20 protein-coding genes are annotated in these 19,825 nt (G+C 38.7%); 14 read left to right on the plus strand and 6 right to left on the minus strand.

Annotated elements, in window-relative coordinates; genetic code table 11:
- Positions 1-106: 106 nt before the first annotated feature.
- On the minus strand, positions 107-436 hold the full coding sequence (locus ASG01_RS12490; protein WP_055864105.1) for a 2Fe-2S iron-sulfur cluster-binding protein: 330 nt from the start codon (positions 434-436) through the stop codon (positions 107-109).
- A 76-nt stretch (positions 437-512) separates the two neighbouring features.
- Positions 513-1,568 (minus strand): NAD(P)/FAD-dependent oxidoreductase, encoded by a 1,056-nt coding sequence (locus ASG01_RS12495; protein ID WP_055864106.1) that lies wholly within the window; start codon positions 1,566-1,568, stop codon positions 513-515.
- A gap of 148 nt (positions 1,569-1,716) precedes the next feature.
- Between ASG01_RS12495 and ASG01_RS12500 the strand changes: the two genes are divergently transcribed.
- The gene (locus ASG01_RS12500) at positions 1,717-2,487 is read left to right on the plus strand and encodes a DUF3108 domain-containing protein (RefSeq protein ID WP_055864108.1); all 771 of its coding nucleotides are present in this window, start codon (positions 1,717-1,719) and stop codon (positions 2,485-2,487) included.
- Positions 2,488-2,524: 37 nt separating this feature from the next.
- On the opposite strand, the gene pheS is transcribed toward ASG01_RS12500, so the two are convergent.
- Both pheS and ASG01_RS12510 read right to left on the minus strand, forming a co-directional pair.
- The gene (pheS, locus tag ASG01_RS12505; protein ID WP_055864301.1) at positions 2,525-3,535 is read right to left on the minus strand and encodes a phenylalanine--tRNA ligase subunit alpha; all 1,011 of its coding nucleotides are present in this window, start codon (positions 3,533-3,535) and stop codon (positions 2,525-2,527) included.
- A gap of 125 nt (positions 3,536-3,660) precedes the next feature.
- Positions 3,661-4,314 carry a YceI family protein gene (locus ASG01_RS12510; protein WP_055864110.1) on the minus strand — a complete coding sequence of 218 codons (654 nt, stop codon included), beginning with the start codon at positions 4,312-4,314 and terminating at the stop codon, positions 3,661-3,663.
- 74 nt (positions 4,315-4,388) lie between these two features.
- Here ASG01_RS12510 and ASG01_RS12515 point away from each other — a divergent pair, with 74 nt between their 5' ends.
- A complete protein-coding gene (locus ASG01_RS12515; protein ID WP_055864111.1) occupies positions 4,389-5,327 on the plus strand; it encodes a sulfate/molybdate ABC transporter ATP-binding protein in 939 nt (312 codons plus the stop codon).
- 74 nt (positions 5,328-5,401) lie between these two features.
- On the opposite strand, the gene ASG01_RS12520 is transcribed toward ASG01_RS12515, so the two are convergent.
- Together ASG01_RS12520 and ASG01_RS12525 are read right to left on the minus strand one after the other, a co-directional pair.
- Positions 5,402-6,712 carry an MFS transporter gene (locus tag ASG01_RS12520; RefSeq protein WP_055864113.1) on the minus strand — a complete coding sequence of 437 codons (1,311 nt, stop codon included), beginning with the start codon at positions 6,710-6,712 and terminating at the stop codon, positions 5,402-5,404.
- Between the two features lie 502 nt (positions 6,713-7,214).
- Positions 7,215-7,559 carry a zinc ribbon domain-containing protein YjdM gene (locus tag ASG01_RS12525; RefSeq protein WP_055864115.1) on the minus strand — a complete coding sequence of 115 codons (345 nt, stop codon included), beginning with the start codon at positions 7,557-7,559 and terminating at the stop codon, positions 7,215-7,217.
- Between the two features lie 138 nt (positions 7,560-7,697).
- Here ASG01_RS12525 and ASG01_RS12530 point away from each other — a divergent pair, with 138 nt between their 5' ends.
- The 12 genes from ASG01_RS12530 (at position 7,698) to ASG01_RS12585 (ending at position 19,823) form a co-directional block, all read left to right on the plus strand.
- Positions 7,698-8,903, plus strand: a complete 1,206-nt coding sequence (locus ASG01_RS12530; RefSeq protein WP_055864117.1) for an RsmB/NOP family class I SAM-dependent RNA methyltransferase — start codon at positions 7,698-7,700, stop codon at positions 8,901-8,903.
- Positions 8,904-8,996: 93 nt separating this feature from the next.
- A complete protein-coding gene (locus ASG01_RS12535) occupies positions 8,997-10,661 on the plus strand; it encodes a GLPGLI family protein (protein WP_055864119.1) in 1,665 nt (554 codons plus the stop codon).
- 325 nt (positions 10,662-10,986) lie between these two features.
- On the plus strand, positions 10,987-11,799 hold the full coding sequence (locus tag ASG01_RS12540; RefSeq protein ID WP_055864121.1) for a hypothetical protein: 813 nt from the start codon (positions 10,987-10,989) through the stop codon (positions 11,797-11,799).
- Positions 11,800-11,877: 78 nt separating this feature from the next.
- The gene (locus ASG01_RS12545) at positions 11,878-13,281 is read left to right on the plus strand and encodes an MFS transporter (RefSeq protein WP_055864123.1); all 1,404 of its coding nucleotides are present in this window, start codon (positions 11,878-11,880) and stop codon (positions 13,279-13,281) included.
- 109 nt (positions 13,282-13,390) lie between these two features.
- Positions 13,391-14,296, plus strand: coding sequence for a pirin family protein (locus ASG01_RS12550; RefSeq protein WP_055864125.1), 906 nt, complete (start codon positions 13,391-13,393; stop codon positions 14,294-14,296).
- Complete coding sequence (locus ASG01_RS12555; RefSeq protein ID WP_055864126.1) at positions 14,293-14,826, plus strand: NADPH-dependent FMN reductase; 534 nt, start codon at positions 14,293-14,295, stop codon at positions 14,824-14,826. The genes ASG01_RS12550 and ASG01_RS12555 overlap by 4 nt, the downstream gene beginning before the upstream one ends.
- A gap of 14 nt (positions 14,827-14,840) precedes the next feature.
- Complete coding sequence (locus ASG01_RS12560) at positions 14,841-15,239, plus strand: OsmC family protein (RefSeq protein WP_055864128.1); 399 nt, start codon at positions 14,841-14,843, stop codon at positions 15,237-15,239.
- Positions 15,240-15,241: 2 nt separating this feature from the next.
- A complete protein-coding gene (locus tag ASG01_RS12565) occupies positions 15,242-15,523 on the plus strand; it encodes a GNAT family N-acetyltransferase (RefSeq protein WP_185097239.1) in 282 nt (93 codons plus the stop codon).
- 170 nt (positions 15,524-15,693) lie between these two features.
- Complete coding sequence (locus ASG01_RS12570) at positions 15,694-17,253, plus strand: sodium:solute symporter (protein WP_055864130.1); 1,560 nt, start codon at positions 15,694-15,696, stop codon at positions 17,251-17,253.
- 9 nt (positions 17,254-17,262) lie between these two features.
- Complete coding sequence (locus ASG01_RS12575; protein WP_055864132.1) at positions 17,263-18,084, plus strand: hypothetical protein; 822 nt, start codon at positions 17,263-17,265, stop codon at positions 18,082-18,084.
- A gap of 118 nt (positions 18,085-18,202) precedes the next feature.
- Positions 18,203-18,790: a DUF4082 domain-containing protein gene (locus tag ASG01_RS12580; RefSeq protein WP_055864134.1), complete on the plus strand. Its 588-nt coding sequence runs from the start codon at positions 18,203-18,205 to the stop codon at positions 18,788-18,790.
- Between the two features lie 181 nt (positions 18,791-18,971).
- Positions 18,972-19,823 (plus strand): transketolase, encoded by an 852-nt coding sequence (locus ASG01_RS12585; protein ID WP_055864304.1) that lies wholly within the window; start codon positions 18,972-18,974, stop codon positions 19,821-19,823.
- The last annotated feature ends 2 nt before the right edge of the window (positions 19,824-19,825 follow it).

The following is a 19,825-nucleotide window of genomic DNA, read 5'->3' on the forward strand; positions in this document are numbered from 1 at the left end:
ATTAAATATTTAAAATAAAACTGATAAGCAGATCTTGTAGAGCTTATTTAAAATAAAAAAAGCCTCCACGATTCACGGGAAGGCTTTATATAATTTAATAATGAATCTAAGGATAAGGTGCGATCTCCACTTCGAGACCTTCCATCGCATCGGCTATGTGAAGCTGACAACCGAGACGGCTGTTTTCCTGCACGTGGTACGCTTCTCCCAACATGGCATCTTCTTCTGCACCCATCGGCTCAAGTCCGGGATCATTTGTTACATAAACCTGACATGATGCGCACATCGCCATCCCGCCACAAACGCCTATTGTACCCTCCTCAGCCAGCTCATACGAACGGATGATTTCCATTAAATTCATCGACATATCCGTCGGCGCCACCACATCGTGTGTCACGCCTTCTCTGTCGGTAATTTTGATATTAATATCATTCATTTCAGTGATAAATTCTTAATGCTAATAATTAATGCATAACGGTCTTTTCAAACGAAAAATTGTCAACCAAATAATATTAATCTATTTTTTTTACAACAGCTTTCTCTGCCTCTTTACGGCTGCCGTCGAAACCGTCTACACCGCTTACGGTAGTATATTTCAACACAAATTTCTTACCAGGATTCAGTCGGTTGTATACACTCTGACACATCATGGTTGCTTCGTGAAATCCGCAAAGAATCAGTTTAAGTTTTCCGGGATAGGTATTAATGTCACCAATCGCGTAAATTCCGTCAATATTGGTTTGATAATCTAAAGCATTATTTACTACAATTGCGTTCTTCTCAATATTCAGGCCCCAGTTTCCGATAGGCCCCAACTTCGGCGTCAGACCAAAAAGCGGAATAAAGTAATCGGTTTCCAAATCGAAAGCTTCTTCACCATCAACTTTTACGGTGATGGCTTCTACTTTTCCTTCACCTTTAATAGCGGTAACCTCTGCCGGAGTAATGAGTTTGATTTTCCCCTGATCTTTCAGCTCCTGTACTTTTTCTACAGAATCTAATGCTCCACGGAACTCATTTCTTCTGTGAATAAGCGTCACATCGCTCGCCACGTTTGATAAAAATACGCTCCAGTCGAGTGCCGAATCTCCACCACCGGCGATTACCACTTTTTTGTCGCGGAAGTTTTCAGGTTCTTTTACAAAGTATTCAAGACCTTTTTCTTCGTAATCGGCAATATTTTCCATGGTCGGTTTTCTCGGCTCGAAAGTTCCCAGTCCGCCTGCAATCGCAATCGCTTTTGCATGGTGCACGGTACCTTTATTAGTAATTACCTCAAACCAATCATCTTCTGTCTTCGTATATGAAACTGCAGTTTCGCCTAATGTGAAACCTGGCTGAAACTGTTTAATCTGCTCCATGAGATTATCAACAAGTTCACCGGCATTCACTGAAGGGTAACCCGGAATATCGAAAATTGGCTTTTTAGGATAAAGCTCTGCCAACTGACCTCCAGGTTGCGGAAGCGCATCGATAATATGGCATTTCATTTTTAGCAAACCTGCTTCAAAAACGGCAAAAAGGCCCGTAGGTCCTGCTCCAATGATCAATATGTCGGTGGTAATCATAAATTGCTGATTAAAATGTATTAGTACGCAAATTTACTAATTTTAAAACGAAGCACAGAAGGCGTACCGCGATAAAAAAGGTGAGATTTGTCAAAAAGCGTACAAGAATAGGCGCTTTTTAATGGCAGTCTTTTTGTAAATTTAAAATATGAAAAAATTATCAAGTCTCTTACTGGTCTTCGGTTTTTTGCTCAGTTTTGCTCAGGTAAGCAATATCCAAAGCGGAGAATCGATCACCCTCAGAATACATTACGGAATTCTAAATGCGGGTACGGCAAATCTCAGTGCCAGAAATCTTTATTATAACGGCGTACCGCATCTTTATGTGAAAGGTGTTGGGCAAACGACCGGCGCGGTAAAGGCTTTTTTTAAAGTTGATGATCTTTACGAAAGTTTCATCAACATCAATACAGGTCTTCCGAGTTTTTATGTACGGAATGTAAAGGAAGGAAGTTATACCCAGCATCTGCAGACTGTCTTCAATCATGATAACAATACCTTGGTACTGACTGATAAAAAGGAGCCGAAAAACCCGCCGAGAACGATAAAATCTGTGAAAGGCGTGCAGGATATGCTGTCGTGTTTCTACTATCTCCGCAGCAAATCTGTGGAAGAACTGAAACCCGGCGCTGTTATTAATATGAATGTTTGGATTGATGATGAGCTGTTTCCTTTTCAGCTTAAAGTTTTGGCTGCAGAAAATTTAAAAACAAAATTCGGAACCATCAGTGCCTTAAAAATCGTTCCTCTGGTAAAAAGCGGCCGGGTTTTTAAAGGTAAAGAAGGTGTGACAATGTGGGTTTCTAATGACGCGAATCACATTCCGTTGCTTATCAAGGCCGAGCTCGCCGTAGGATCGATGAAAGCAAGTATTGAAGATTACAAAAACATTAAATATCCGCTGAAGATTGTAAAGTAAAAAAAATCCTGACTTGTAGTGAGTCAGGATTTTTTATTTATAAACTTTTAAACTGTTCCAGTGTGCGAATGTCGTTTTCAAAAAACATTCTGATGTCGCTCATTTGATAAAGCAGCATCGTGATTCTCTCGATTCCCATCCCAAATGCATAACCGGAATATTTTTCAGAATCGATATTTACATTCTTCAAAACGGCAGGATCTACCATTCCGCAACCCATAATTTCCAGCCATCCTGTTCCTTTTGTGATGCGGTAATCGGTTTCAGAATTCAGTCCCCAGTACACATCAATCTCGGCACTCGGCTCTGTAAAAGGAAAATAAGAAGGCCGGAGTCTGATTTTAGATTTCCCGAAAAGCTCAGTCGTGAAAAACTGAATCGTCTGTTTTAAATCTGCAAAACTCACATTTTCGTCGATATATAAACCTTCGATCTGATGGAAAATACAGTGCGAGCGCGAAGAAATTGCTTCATTTCTGAAAACCCTTCCCGGAGAAAGAATCCGGATCGGCGGCTCGTTGTTTTCCATGTAGCGAATCTGTACCGAAGACGTATGCGTTCTCAGTAAAATATCCGGATTTTGCTCGATGAAAAATGTATCCTGCATATCGCGCGCAGGATGGTATTCAGGTAAATTTAAAGCCGTGAAATTATGCCAGTCATCCTCAATTTCCGGGCCGTCGGCTACGGCAAAACCGATTGATTTAAAAATATCAATGATTCTTTTTTTTACCAAATTGATCGGGTGACGTGAACCAAGATTCATTGGAAAACCAGGTCTGGTAAGATCTTCTTTCTCCAAAATCAACGTCGACTGAGAAGCATTTTTTAAATCTTCCAGCTTCGTATTAACCGCCACTTTCAGTGAATTGATCTTTTGCCCGAAAGCTTTTTTCTGATCGTTGGGAACGGTTTTCAAAAACTCGTAAAAGTCATTCAAAACACCCTTTTTACCATTAAAACGGATTCTGAAATTCTCCACCTCATCTTTCGAAGTGGCGTTGAAATTATTAACCTCGAGCAGTAAATCTTCTATTTTATCTGTCATTATATTCCCTTTCAAAAAAAATCTGCTGCAAAAATACTGATTTCCAAGTGAAAAATCCTGTTCAAAAGTCATAAAAAAATCTGCCTTTTCGCAGGCAGATTAATACATTTTCAAGCAAACTTTTATTACTTTTTCGCTTTGATATTCACCTGAAGTGTCATTTCGTCTTTTATCACGCCGTTTTCTGCCGGACTGTTGAAATTCAGATTAAACTCTTTTCGGTTAATATCAAATGGTTCGGTACGAATGCTTATCTCATCGCCTTTCAAAGAAATATTCGCGCGAAACTGCACCGGATTTGTCTTGTCTTTTATCGTTAAATTTCCGCTGAGAAGCGTGTTGTAATCGCCTTCTGCCATCTGGGCTGTTTTTGTAATTTCAAAAGTTGCGTCGGGATATTTTTCTGTCTCAAAAAAATCTTTGCTTTTCAGATGACCGATAAGTTTCTGCATCTGTGCCGGATCATTCTGAAGATCTTCCGAAACAATCGAATTTACATCCACTGTTAATTTTCCGCTGATCAGTTTCCCATTTTCTGCTGAGATCTCTCCATTTTTAAAAGGAACCGTTCCAAAATGCGCCAGATTTTCAGATTTGAAAATCTTATAACCGCGCCATTCTATTTTGCTTGCGTCGGTTTCCAGCGTGTAAATATCGCTTCCGGTTTTGTTTTCCGCTAAATTCGTCTCAGATTTATGCGTTTTTTCTTTATTACATGAAACGAAAATCAAAGAAAAAAAAGCCGCGGAAAAAGTGAAAAGAAGTATATTTTTAATCATCAGAAATTAATTTTTAAGTCTCCGCTAATTTACTAAAAATATGCCATGCACACGGAAAAACCGTATTTTTGCGTATGCTTTTAAAGATCGATCATCTGCACTTTTCGCATCAGAGAGACCAAGTTCTATTTGAAGATTTTTCGCTGGAGATAGAACGCGAAAAAATAATCGCGCTAGCCGGAGAAAGCGGTTGTGGAAAATCTACGCTTCTCAGCCTCATTTACGGACTTCTTGACTGGGAAAAAGGTGAAATATATTTTGAAAACACGAAACTTCTCGGCCCAAAAGGAAATCTCGTGCCCGGCGAATCTCAGATGAAACTCGTTGCCCAGAATTTTGATCTGATGCCTTACGCAACGGTCGCAGAAAATGTCGGGAAATTTATTTCTAACATTAATTTAAAGGAGAAAAAAGAAACGGTTTCCGAGTTGCTCGATGTCGTTGGACTGACCGAATTTTCTTCAACTTTGCCTAAAAAACTAAGTGGCGGACAGCAACAGCGTGTGGCGATTGCGCGTGCACTTTCTGTGATGCCGAAACTTCTTTTGTTGGATGAACCGTTTAGCAATCTTGATTTTGCGCGAAAAATTGAGCTTCGCGACCGGCTTTTTGATTATGTAAAAAAGAATAAAATCACGCTGATTATTTCTACGCATGAGTTGCAGGATCTTCTTCCTTGGCTTGATGAAATTGTGATTTTAAAAGAAGGAAAAGTTGTGCAGAAAGGCGATGCAGAATCAGTGTATAAAAACCCGGAAAGTCATTATGTAGCCACGCTTTTCGGGGAAGTAAATCTTTTTTCGGAAGAAGAAATTTCTATTTTTAAACTTAAAAAACCGGCGTATTTTCCAAACGAAATCGTGCTTTCAGAAAATGGTTTTGAAGCTGAAGTTCTGGAAAGCCGTTTTGCCGGAAATTATTTCTGGAATAAAATTTTAGTCAGAAATAAAACGCTGATTCTTTACACAGACGAAAAAATTTCAGGACGAGTGAATATCTCGTTTAAAAATTAAAACAGATATTATCATCAAATAAAGAGAAAAAAAGCGCCTCCGAAAAAGAGGTTTTTTATGCTTATCTGACCGTATTATTTAATATCTTCATTGAGTTTTGAAGTTTCTTTCGTGTCTTTCATTCTTACGTAAACGATTAAAGAAAAGGAAATACAAACGGTAATGTACCAGAAAAAGTAATGTTCTACGTTCGCCTGCTTGAAGAGTAGCGCAATATATTCCGCAGTTCCGCCAAAGACAGCTACCGTGAGTGCGTACGGCAGACCGACACCCAATGCTCTCACTTCTGAAGGGAAAAGTTCGGCTTTCACAATCGCGTTTATCGAAGTATAGCCGCTCACAATAATCAATGCGATCATAATATACAGGAATGACATCCACATAGAAGTGGTGTGGCTCAGCGCGGTAAGCAAAGGAACTGTACAAATCGTTCCTAAAATCCCGAATCCTAAAAGCAGCGGTCTTCTACCAATTTTGTCTGAAAGTCCGCCGAAAACCGGCTGCAGACAGGCAAAAATAAACAGAGAAATAAATGAAATCAATGTTGACTGCTCTTTGGTAAGATGAACGGTATTCACCAGAAATTTCTGCATATATGTTGTATACGTATAGAAAGCTAAGGTTCCGCCGAGTGTAAGTCCGATCACAGTAACCAATGCTTTTGGATGTTTCAAAAGTTCTTTGATGCTTCCTCTGTTGTCTTTTTTGGTATCTTTTTTATTTTCAAAAGCTTCAGTTTCATGAAGGTTTGATCTCAAATATAAAGCGATCACAGAAAGTGTAGCACCGATGACGAAAGGAATTCTCCATCCCCAGTCTTCAAGCTGCGTTTCGGTAAGAAGGAGTTTCTGCAAAATCAGCTGAATTCCCAGCGCTATCAGCTGTCCGCCAATCAACGTTACATACTGAAAACTCGAATAAAAACCACGCCTTTCCTCACTAGCCATTTCGCTGAGATACGTTGCCGAAACGCCATATTCACCGCCAACGCTCAAACCCTGAAGAAGCCGCGCGGCAAGCAAAAGTATCGGTGCGAGAACACCAATTGTTTCGTAAGTGGGCGTAAGTGCAATAAGCAAAGACCCGAAAGACATTAAAAGAACAGATAATGTCATTGCTTTTTTACGGCCGATTTTGTCGGCAATACTTCCGAACATCCAACCTCCAAAAGGTCTCATCAAAAATCCTACAGCGAAAATACCTGCAGTATTCAGCAACTGCGCCGTCATATCAGAATCCGGAAAAAAAGAATTCGAAAAATAAATCGAAAACGCCGCATACGCGTACCAGTCGTACCATTCTACGAGATTTCCGACAGAACCTCCAATGATGGCTTTTATTCTCTCACCTGTACTGATGCTGTGTGTAGAAGTTTGCGTGTTCATACAATATTTGAGTGTTTAATTATAAACAAGTTGTGGAAATTGTGATGTTTTGCATTGCTGAGAAAATTATCCATTACGATAAGCAGTAAAATTTCCTTGATTGCCAACATCACCTTCTGCTGCAATTTAGTTTTTATCCAAATATTTCACCAATCTTTAGATTCAGGTTTGATAAAAATTTCATTAAAGCCAGACGGTGGTAAATGTCTTTGGTTTTTCTGCAGTAAAGCACTCTTATTCTTGCGGGAAGCTGGGGAAGCGCAAAAGGTTTGGTAATATAATCGTCGGCGCCTTCGTCTAAACCCCAAATTTTGTTATCAAGCGTCTCTTTTGTCGTCGCGATTTCGCAGATATCATCTTTTTTTTAAAGTAATCGGAAATACTGGACGCGAGCTCCGGACGATCTTCTACAATAAGCATTTTAATCACTCAGTAAGTGATGTTTAAGTAATCAATTACTAAGATATGTGCAGTAGAGATTATTTTTTAGTAAATAGCTGAATCAGGCTTTTTTAACAAACTCAGATTTTAAAGCCATAGAACCGAAACCTTCTATTTTACAGTCAATATTATGATCGCTGTCGGGTCTCAAACGGATATTTTTCACTTTCGTTCCCGCTTTCACCGGTTTTGGAGCGCCTTTTACAGGAAGATCTTTAACAACAACCACCGAATCGCCGTCCTGCAGTTCGTTTCCGTTTGCATCTAAAATTTTTCCTTCGATACTGTTTTCTGCCGATTCTTCCTTAGGATTCCATTCGTAGAAACACTGCGAACACACCATTCCATTATCATCTGGATAGGTAAATTCTGACTGACATTTCGGGCAAAGTACAAGATCGCTCATGGTAATTGTTTTTGCAAAGATAGTTTTCTTTAGGTTTTCGACTTAATGATTTAAAACAGAACTAGCTGTAAAATATTAAAATGAAAAATTCCGGTAAAAAATTGTATTTTTGCGGGTTCAAAACAGCACACTGCAATTATGGAATTGATTCACAGAAATTTGGCGATCGGAATTCACGATGCTTTACAGGAAACTTTTTTCGAGAAAAATAAATATGCCGACAAGGTAATCGAAAGACTTTTGAAAGCCAACAGAAAATGGGGAAGCCAGGATCGTGCGGTGGTTTCTGAGATTTTCTACAACATTATCCGCTGGAAAAAACGCCTGGAATATTATATGGGGGAAGGCGTGAAACCCAGCAATATTTATAAGTTAATCATCGCGTACTGCCTTTGGAGCGATACCAGATTCAAAAGATTTGAAGAATTTGAAGGCATAAAAGTAGCAGATATTACAACAAAACTGAAGAAAGGAACCGTCCCTACGAAATCTATTGAACATTCGATTCCAGATTGGTTGGTGGAAACTTTAGAAAAAGAACTTGGGGCAAACTGGGAAAAAGAAATGCGGGCGCTTAACGAACGCGCATCGACAGTTTTGCGTGCAAACACATTAAAAACCTCAACAAAAGAACTGATTGCAGATCTTGCCGAAGAAAATATCGTGTCGCATAGTGTGAGAAATTATCCCGATGCGGTGGAACTTGAAGAAAAGAAAAACGTTTTTCTTACCTCCGCTTTTAAAGATGGACTTTTTGAAGTTCAGGATGCTTCATCGCAGAAAATCGCATATTTTCTTGATGTAAAAGAAGGTCAGCGTGTGGTTGACGTTTGTGCCGGTGCCGGTGGAAAAACACTTCACATCGCTGCTTTGATGGGAAATAAAGGTCAGATTATCGCGCTCGATTTATACGAATGGAAATTAGCCGAGCTGAAACGCCGCGCAAAAAGAGCCGGAGCTCATAACATCGAAACGCGTGTGATTGCTGACAATAAAGTCATTAAGCGACTTCATGAGAAAGCCGACCGTTTGCTGATCGACGCGCCTTGCTCGGGTCTTGGCGTTTTGAAAAGAAACCCAGACAGTAAATGGAAAATCGATCAGGAATTTATCGACCGTATCAAAAAAGAACAGCAGCAGATTATTCAGGATTACTGTAAAATTATTAAAGTGGGTGGAAAAATGGTGTATGCCACGTGCTCAATTCTCCCTTCTGAGAACAACGAGCAGGTTGCAGAGTTTTTGAAAAACAACCCAGATTACAAATTACTGAAAGAAGAAAAAGTAATGCCGAGCGAAGGCTACGACGGCTTTTACATGGCTTTGATCGAGCGTATAGCGTAAGATTTTTTCTTTAAATATATCTCAACTACTCTATTTTTTGGAGTAGTTTTTTGTTGGCTAAAGATTTACCTTTGCTTAAATCTAAAAAAACCAATGACTAAACTTCTACTCAGCAGTTTTCTGTTTTTTTCGTGCTTTTTTGCGCATTCGCAAACATACGAAATCCAATATTCGACTTCGTCAAACGGAAAGGTGCAGCCCAATGAAAATCCGACAATTGTTTTTGTAAACGAGCGTGAAAACTGGATTGTCAGTAAGAAAATAAAAGAGCAGAAATTTGAATATCCTTTTGAGGCAACGAAAATTGAGAAACCTTCGAACACGATTGTCGCGTACGGTTATCTAAAACCTAATGAAGTTATTTCGACATCGGATGCCGAATCGGTTGGCAAGCAGACTTTTGAAATGAAACCCGAAACCAAGAAAATCCTCGGTTATCTCTGCAAAAAAGCAGTCACAAAAATCAATTCAAATACGATTGAAGTATGGTATACAAATGATCTGAATATTAAAGGCGGACCGTCAAGTCTTGGGCAAAATTTAGGTTTGGTTTTAGAAATCGAGCGCAACGGAAATGCAGCGACAACAGCAGTTTCCATTAAAAAAGTAAAGAAAACCGGCATCGAAAATTTAGCACAAACGAAAGCGAAAAATCTTGATCTTTTAAGCTACAAAGACCGCATTTGGAAAAGCCGTTTTGTGACTTTAAAAGTTTTTGAAAACGAAATAATCAATTTCTCCGACGAATCAAAATCGAATGATTCTGTAAAAAGATTTGCGAATGGAACCGTGATTTTGAGAAAGATAAAATTTCCGAAAATCAGTGAAGGTGAAAATATATTTGTCGAACTCAAACAGCAGTCTAACGGTGACGCGTACGACCGAACGGGAAGCGTTTTCTTTATTCCGCAGGAAAAATCGCAGTCATTTTTCGACGGTTTGGAAAAAGGCGTGAAAACTTTACCGCTTTTTGAAAACGGAAACAGCAAACAGTATTATGGTGTTACATCAACCGAAAATTATCTTCCGATTGTGGAAATGATGCGGTTTTTTACTTCTTTTGGTGTAAATAAATTTAATAATCTTCAACTGAAAGATAAAACCTGGGAAACGGTAAGTCCTTTCAGACAGGACATTACAGAACTGAAACCTTCTTTAGCAGATAAAGAAATCTGGATCGGCACTTTCATAGGAAATTACGATAAAGGCGGTCATAAAGTAAGTCTGGATATTACGATTCATAAAAGCGAACAGATTGTCAACAAAAATAATAAGTTGATTCCGCTATTTACGACGACAAATGTTTTGGAAATGGCCGGACAGGAATATTCGACAATGTTTAACAGTGAAAAAGGCCTCACGGTAGATTTTACACTGATAAAAGATCTTAAAAATGCATCGCTTCGCTACATCACGACGGGACACGGCGGCTGGGAAAACGGCGACGAATTTATACAGAAAGAAAACAGCATTTTCATCGATGGCAAAAAAGTTTTTTCATTCGTGCCATGGCGCACAGAATGTGGCTCTTACAGACTTTACAATCCAGCTTCGGGAAATTTTCCTGATGGACTTTCGTCTTCGGATCTGAGCCGATCAAACTGGTGCCCGGGAACGGTTACCAATCCGAATTTTATTTCATTGGGAGATTTGAAAGCGGGAAAACACAGTATTCAGGTTAAAATTCCGCAAGGTGAGCCCGAAGGCGGAAGCTTCAGCGCATGGAATGTAACCGGAGCGCTTCTGGGATCTGAATAAAACAAAACCTTCCCGAAACCAAAGTTTCGGGAAGGTAAAAACACAAATGATGAAAAAAAATTATTTCGAGTCACAAACATAAAAACTTTTTTTTAGAAACGCAAGCTTTAGCCGATTAATATTGATTTTTTTGAAAATAACAATTTTAATTTAGTGTAACATCAAGAGATTTTTGGAAGCTATTTTTTAGCATATTTCTGAAAGATTTAGATTAAACTGAAAAACTCCTCAACTGGTGCAATTATCTTTTGAGAATTTAACTAAGTTTTAAAGTTATTATCATATAAATAATTATATTTGAAAAATTAAAAATTTTTGCTGCAACATGAAAAGAAACATGACTATTTTATTTGTACTGTTATCCGTAAGTTTCGCTTTCGGACAGGGCAAATACGGAAAATTTCTAAATTCTAAAAAACTCGCCCTTTCTTATAAAAAAGTGAAAGATGCTGATAAAGAAGATTACTATCAGCAATATTACTGGCTTGTAAAAGCTGAACAGCTGAAAACGTTTCCTCACCTGAAAGATGTAAAACCTGTTGTTTTGTACGAGTTTGTGAAAAAAGTAAATCCGCAAAATCCTACAAAAAAGCTTGACGACAAAGGAAAAGAGCTAAGAAAAACTGCTGAACTTTCCCTCGATCAGTATTTTAAAAATAAAAAATTCGCAAACAACGAGGTTCTTCTGTACAATCTTGAATCTTATGTAGATCCTTCTCAGGGAGAATATTTCACAAAGGTTGATGCTGAACGTATAAAAGAGCTTGTCCCGAAAGAGTTTTTTGGTTTCACTTCGTTAAACAAGAAAACCGGTGAGGAGAAAAACTATTACCTTTGGGTAAATAAGAAAAAAGACGAATATGATATCGTAGATATTGTGCCAAGCGAAAAAGATAAAAAATTCTACGCGTCTTTGAAACAGTATCTTCCTAAATATAAGTTTGAAACGAAGTTTATGCCAACCGTAAAAAAAGGCACAAGAACCGATAAAACCGATAAAGACTTCTTCTACATTATGCCTTTCGAGCAGAATCAGGATAATATAGAATACAAAACGGATGACTTCAAAACCTTCACGCTGAGCCAGGTAAAGAAAACCGGCGAAGACTGGATCGGGGTTGAAAAACCAAGAAAATAAACATGAAAGTCCTGTGATAATTCACAGGACTTTTTTATTTTAGTAAGACTCAAAAATCATTTGAGGCAAACAGCATATATGTCACCACTCACATCACCGCGCCAGACGGTAAAAAAAGTTCTTCCACTCATTCTTGCTACTGCGATTTTTATGCAGATGCTGGATTCGACGATTCTCAATACTTCTCTTCCCGCCATTGCAAAAGACCTGAAAGAATCGCCGCTGGATATGCAGAATGCGATCATCAGTTATGTTCTCACGCTTGCCGTTTTTATGCCTGCAAGCGGATTTTTAGCCGACCGTTTTGGAACGAGAAAAGTTTTTATTTTTTCTCTGGTGCTTTTCAGTTTAGGATCAATTTTCTGTGCGCTTTCACAAAATCTTACGCAACTGGTGATTTCCAGAATCCTCCAGGGAGTTGGCGGAAGTTTGATGACGCCTGTCGGAAAATTAGCTTTAATTAAAACTTTCGACCGGAACGAAATATTAAAAGCCATGAATTTTGCAATTGTTCCAGCGCTGATCGGGCCTGTTCTGGGACCGCTCGTCGGTGGATACATGGTCGATTATCTTTCCTGGCACTGGATTTTTCTTATTAATGTACCGATTGGCGCGCTTGGGATTTTTTTAGGTTATAAATACATGCCTAATTTCAACTCCCGGGAAACCGATTTTGACCTGAAAGGCTTTCTGATCTTTGCTGCAGCCTCACTTCTGCTCTCATTTGCACTCGAATTGTTTGGCGGACTTCAAAATATCACGCCCGTTTTGCTGGTTTTTATTCTCGGTTTTGTTTTCCTGTATTATTATTACCGTCATGCAAAAAAAGGTCACAATCCTATTTTTCCGTTAAATCTATTTCAGGTAAGGACTTTCCGCGTGGGCATTGTAGGAAATTTAGCAACAAGATTAGGAATCAGCGCTGTGCCTTTGCTTTTACCTTTGATGATACAAATTTCCTATGGCCAGTCAGCGGTTATTTCCGGGTGGATTATTGCTCCGATGGCACTTACAGCAATGTTCGGGAAATCGTTTGTGATTAAAATTTTAAATAAATTCGGTTTCCGGCGAACGCTGATGGTCAACACCATTATTATTGGAACTTTGATTTGCCTTCTCGGCTTCCCAAACGCCCACAGCTCGATTTACTGGTTTGTACCGATTTTGGCGATTCTCGGCTTTTTTAATTCGATACAGTTTACTGCCATGAATACAATTTCGATTGCCGATCTACGGAATTTCCAGACCAGCAGCGGCAATTCTCTGCTTTCGGTAAATCAGCAGCTTGCGGTCGGATTTGGGATTGCGTTTGGTTTGATTGTTTTAAAACTCTATCAAAACAGTCCGTGGGTTCTTGACAGCGAAACACACAATGCCTTTAGATATACGTTTTTCACTGTGGGAATTCTAACCATTATTTCATCTTTTGTATTCCAGAGACTCCATGTTTCCGACGGAAAAAACATGAATTCAAATGATTAAAAACTAAATTTCTTTCAATTTCTGATCATTTTCCTGGTCTGTATACCTCGTCTACTTTTTTAAATTTTAAGTATATTAGCTTACAATTAATAAAAAAACTGAAAACATCATGTCAAATATTGGGTTAATTATTGAGGAAAAATCTGCCGATATCGGCAATTTTCTGGTAGGAAGGCTTTTACCTTTCCGGGAAAAAAGAGCAGTCGGCCCTTTTGTTTTTATCGATCACATAGGACCTGCCGAATTAAAAGATTATCAGAATCTTGACGTTCCGCCGCATCCGCATATCGGTTTATCTACCTTGACTTATCTTTTTGAAGGATCAATTTTTCATCGTGACAGTTTGGGAAGTGCACTTGAAATAAAACCTGGCGCGGTAAACTGGATGACTGCAGGCAAAGGAGTTGTACACTCAGAAAGAACTCCGGAATATCTCAGAACGACTGATAAAAAACTTCACGGTTTTCAGATCTGGGTTGGTTTGCCAAAAAATCTGGAGCAGACAGAGCCTACTTTTCATCATATAGAAGCGCAGGAACTTCCTGCCTGGCAAGAAAACGGCGTACATTATAAACTGATTGCCGGCGAAGCTTTCAGTAAAAAATCACCTGTCCCGGTTCACAGCAGACTTTTCTTTATTGAGATTAAAACTGAAAAAGCACAAAAAATAAGTCTCGGAAAAGATTTGTATGGCGAAGCGGCAATGTATGTTTTAGATGGAACCGTCACGATTGAAGATAATAAGTACGGTTCGAAACAGCTGTTAATTGCAAAAAACACCAAACTCTGTGAATTTGAAATGAGCGAAGATGCAACTGTTTATCTTTTTGGTGGTGAGCCTTTTGACGAAGAACGTTTTATGTTTTGGAATTTTGTAAATTCTGACAAAGAAATAATCGAGCAGGCAAAAACAGACTGGTACGATCAGAACTACGATGCTTTTCCGCTTGTCGCAGGCGACGAAAACGAATTTGTACCTTTACCGAAAGCTATTTTAAACCAAAAAAAACAATGAAAATATTTGCCTTTGCCGGAAGCAATTCTTCCACGAGCATCAACCGCGAACTGGTAAAATTTGCTTTAAAAAGTTTCTCAGAACACGAAATAAATTTCATTAATCTTAATGATTTTGAAATGCCCGTCTTTTCGGTAGATAGAGAGAAAAATGGCTTTCCCGAAGAAGCGAAAAAGTTTCTGAGCGAAATTGCCGCGAGCGACATAATTATCTGTTCGCTGGCTGAACACAACCGATCGTATTCTGCAGCTTTTAAGAATATTTTCGACTGGGCTTCGCGAATCGATGTCAAAGTTTTCCAGAACAAACCGATGCTTCTGATGAGCACTTCTCCCGGCGGATATGGTGGCGGAAATGTAATGGCGGAAGCACAGAAATTCTTTCCTATGTTTGGCGCCGATGTTAAAGAAACATTTTCCCTACCGAAATTTTATGAAAATTTTGATCTTGAAAATGGCGTAATCAATCCAGAGATGCTGAAAGATTTACAGGACAAAATTGAAAGATTTAAATCTGCAACTGCACTTTAATTTAAATAAAAAATATGGCAGTTAAGGTAAAAGCCACTTTAGGAAAATCTAAATATTACACGGAAGTCATTGCCGGCGAAAATTCGCTGATTACCGATGAACCCATCGAAAGCGGCGGACAGAATAAAGGTTTTAATCCGTACGAAATTTTGGCTACATCGCTGGCAAGCTGTACGGCAGCGACGCTTCGGATGTATATCGACCGGAAAAGCTGGAATGTGGAAACCATACACGTTTCGGTAGAACTTGAAAACTTCCCACTTACCAAAGTTGCGGTTTTTAAACGCATTATTGATTTTGCAGGTAGCAGTCTCTCGGAAATGGACTTGGCAAAACTTCACAAAATCGCAGATGCGTGCCCGGTGCATAAAATTTTAACTAACGAGATAGAAATTCAGACAAAAATTATATAAAAATGATAGATGTAAAACAGAACAACAATGAAAAGAACGGAAGTTTTGAAGCTTCTGTAGATGGTAAAAAAGCAGGTTTGATAACGTATACATGGGCTGGCGAAGATCGTTTTATCATCGATCATACCGAGGTTGAAGATGAATTTGGCGGCCAGGGCGTGGGAAAAGAAATGCTCATAAAAGCTGTTGATTTTGCCCGCGAAAAAGGTGTGAAAATTATTCCGCTCTGTCCGTTTGCTAAAGCGACATTTCATAAAAACAAAGATTTGCAGGATGTTCTGTAAATGATCACCTTACAAAATAATCAGAATTAATCTACAGCGTACAAAATTTAATAATGTTAAATCTGAAACGCTGTAGATTTTTCTGTATCAGCTTCGCGCTTCAAACTTCTTACCGCTTCTACTTTTCCTTTTCCAAAAAAACTATATTTGCTGAAATTTAAAACCTCAGCATGAACCCCGGAACTGTACTTCTGCTCTTCGTATTTGTCTATTTTGTCGGCCTTTTGGTGATCTCCTATTTTACCAGCCGAAATTCTGATAACCAGTCGTTTTTTATCGGAAACAAAAAAAGCAAATGGTGGCTGGTGGCTTTCGGGATGATTGGTACCAGTCTCAGCGGCGTTACTTTTATCTCCGTTCCCGGTACGGTCGGAAAAATGACTGGCGGCGAATATAAATTTGGCGGTTTTGAATATTACATGATGGTGATTGGCTTTTTTATCGGCTATTTCATCGTCGCGGCCATACTTCTTCCGCTCTATTATAAAATGAATCTGACCTCGATCTACACATATCTTGGCAGACGTTTCAATGTGGAAGCTCATAAAATCGGTTCAGTTTTTTTCATCGTTTCTCGGGCAATCGGCGCAACGGCGCGGCTGTATTTGGTTGTTAATGTGCTTCAGATTTTCCTCCTTGAAAATCTCGGTGTTCCTTTCTGGGTAACGGCTGCCGTACTTTTGCTGATGGTTTTGCTGTATACTTTTGAAGGCGGCGTAAAAACGATTGTAATTACCGATACGCTTCAGACTTCTTTTATGATCATCAGTCTTATCGCATGCATCGTCTTTATTTTATCTAATTTAAATCTTTCATTTGGCGAAGCGTACACAATTCTCGAGCAGAAAAATTATACACATTTCATAAATCTCGATCCCAATTCGAAAACGTTTTTCCTGAAAACAATTATCGGCGGAATTTTCATCACCATCGCCATGACCGGACTCGATCAGGAAATGATGCAGAAAAATATTTCAGTAGATAATCTTCAGAATTCGAAGAAAAATATGCTCACATTCGCCGGAACACTCCTTTTTGTGAATCTCGCTTTTCTCTTCCTTGGCGGTTTGCTGTATCTTTTTGCTTTACAGAACGGCGCAGAATATGGTTTTGAAAAGTCAGAAACGGTAACAAGTATTTTCGGATTTAAAGATGCTGCCGGAGATATCAAAAACATCATGGGCGACGATCTTTTTCCTGCTTTATCGCTTAACGGATATTTTCCGATGACCATCTCGGTGATCTTCATTATTGGACTAATTTCTGCGCTTTTTCCTTCTGCGGATGGTGCTTTAACGGCAGTTACGAGCTCGTATTGTGTTGATTTATTAAATTTAAATGAAGATAAAACAAGAAACGAAAAAGAGAAAAAACATCTCAGAATGAAAGTTCATTTGACTTTCACGATCGTATTTTTTATTCTGATTATGGTTTTCAAAGCGATGGATGACAAATCAATTGTTTACCTCATCATGGAAATCGCAGGTTACACATACGGACCACTTCTCGGACTTTTTGCTTTCGGAATTTTCACCAAATTTAAAATCTCAAAAAAATATTCTATTCTTGCCGTGACGCTTCTGGCACCGGTTCTCACCTATTTAATTAATTATTCTGTGACGACTTATACGGATTACAGAATTGGTGTAGAACTGATTGTTTTAAACGGTTTGCTGACTTTCATCGGTTTGTGGCTCGTGAAGAATAAAAATTATCTGAAACTGGTTTAGAATAAAATTATGAAAAAATACATTTACCTTTTTATCGCACTGATTGCACTTTCAGCTTGTGGAGACAACACGGACGAAGGTGAAAAGATTGAAAAGTGTCTGGTTACAAAGTTTAATCCGGCTACAATTAATGTTACTGGTCAATCTTTGTTTACTTCCGAATTTATTTATAACAGCAATAACGATCTAATCAAAAAATTAGATTTTACTATTATTCAATCTGGAAATTCAAATACATACAATACAGAATTAAAATCTACAACGCAGATTGAATACATCAACGGTAAGCCATCAAAAATTGTCGGTCAGCCTGATTATACAAATTTTCAGACGATAGAATATCTGAGCTACAGTAATGGTCGATTGTCTAAAAAGGAAATTGTCAATACAAATCTTACTGATAACTTGAGCAGCAAAAAGACTTTTGAATATAGTTATAACTCTACAGACTGGATTAATTCTGTTGTGATTAAAAATTATGACAGCATGAACAATCTTGACCTGAACGGAAACACTGCCGTCAGTTACGATACAAACGGCAATGTTTTATCTGTGATCACTACAACTTCAAATCCTACAAATCCAAATTACGAAACAAAGACGGTAATTGAATATTCTGATTATGACAGTTATAAAAACCCATTTTTCAATTTACAGGTTCCGTTTGAAGATCAGTTTTTCATTAGATTTTCACCAAACAATTACAGAAAATACTCCAGAAGATATTTTGTAAACAATCAGCTTATAAATTTTGAAAACAAGACATTCACCTACAATTACAACGATAAAAACTATCCGAAGATTGCTGAGTTTAAATGTTTTCTCAATTAACAAATAAAACTTTTAACAGTAAATTTCCGTTTTTCTCCCAACCAAAAACCGTGATTTCCCTGAAATAAAAAACTGTGCGCTGAGATAGATTTGCATTATAAATAATCAAACAAATCTTATGAACACAAGAATTTTTATGGCTTTATTCGCAATATCCACGATCATCGGATGCAGTAAAGAGGAAGACGAAGTTGCAGCACCGGCAAAAGTATATGCCGAAGAAAATCCGCTCGCAGCATATGTTGCCAATTCGGGTTTCAACCAAACCACAACCAATTTCATCAACGCCGGAAGCTACGAATTTGGGTTGCGTTTTACCCCAAAAGTGAAAGGTAAAATTAATGCGATTACCGTGAATATTCCTGATAATGCAACTACTTTGCGTGTGACAATTTGGGACGCTGAGGCAAAAACTGTTTTGAGAACCGTGAATATCTCAAATGTGGTTGCCAATACCGAAAAAAAAGAAACGATGGACCCTTTGACGCTACAGAAAGATGGCAAATACGCGATCACTTTCAACTCAAATGACTGGTACAACCGCACAAAAACCGGAAACGCACCTACCAACTATCCCATCACCGCTGGAAATTTCGTGATTGAAGGTTACAACTGGGCGTCGGGAACGACACAAGCGTTTCCGACAAGCGTGAGCAACGCTTATTACGCAGGAGATTTGGGTTTCGTTTTTCAACAGATGGATTAGTTTTTTTCACCTATTTTAATAGAGATTCCGTGTCAGAGATGATGCGGAATTTTGTTTTAAATATGAAAAATGCAGTTTTAAGGTAAATTTAAATAAGAAAAAATTGCGCAAAACCCGAATTGCTGTCATTTCGGTAAGCCGTCAAAAAATTGTAAATTCGCTGGCAAATAAATCTTATATAATGAGTAAAAGTTTTGAAGAGCTGAAATCTCTTACAACGCAGATCAGAAGAGACATTCTGAGAATGGTGCACGCGGTAAACTCTGGCCATCCGGGAGGAAGTTTGGGCTGTACAGAATATTTTACTGCGCTTTATGGTAAAGTGATGCACTACAACATGCCTTTCACAATGGAAGGAAAAAATGAAGATCATTTTTATCTTTCAAACGGTCATATTTCGCCTGTTTTCTATTCTACTTTGGCGAGATTTGGTTTCTTTCCTGTTGAAGAACTGAAAACTTTCAGAAAATTAAACTCAAGACTTCAGGGTCACCCGACGACTCACGAAGGTTTACCAGGAATCAGAATTGCTTCAGGATCGCTTGGTCAGGGACTTTCTGTGGCGCTTGGCGTGGCTCAGGGGAAAAAACTTGATGGCGACAATTCTTTGGTGTACACTCTACACGGCGATGGCGAGTTGCAGGAAGGTCAGGTTTGGGAAGCGTTAATGTATGCCGCTGCAAAAAAAGTTGACAACGTGATTTCCACAATCGATTTCAACGGTCAGCAGATCGACGGAAGCACAGAAAATGTACTTTCTTTAGGAAATCTTCACGCAAAACTTGAAGCCTTCGGATGGATCGTTTTGGAAGAGAAAAACGGTAACGATCTTGAAGCGGTAATCGGTATTTTGGAAAGAGCAAAAGCAGAAACCGGAAACGGAAAACCTGTCGCCATCATTCTTCATACAGAAATGGGCTTTGGTGTTGATTACATGATGGGATCTCACGCGTGGCACGGTAAAGCACCAAATGATGAGCAGCTTGATACTGCATTCAAACAACTTTATCTGGAAGCAGCGACCGATTATTAGTT

The sequence above is a fragment of the Chryseobacterium sp. Leaf180 genome (assembly GCF_001424585.1).
GTDB lineage: Bacteria > Bacteroidota > Bacteroidia > Flavobacteriales > Weeksellaceae > Chryseobacterium.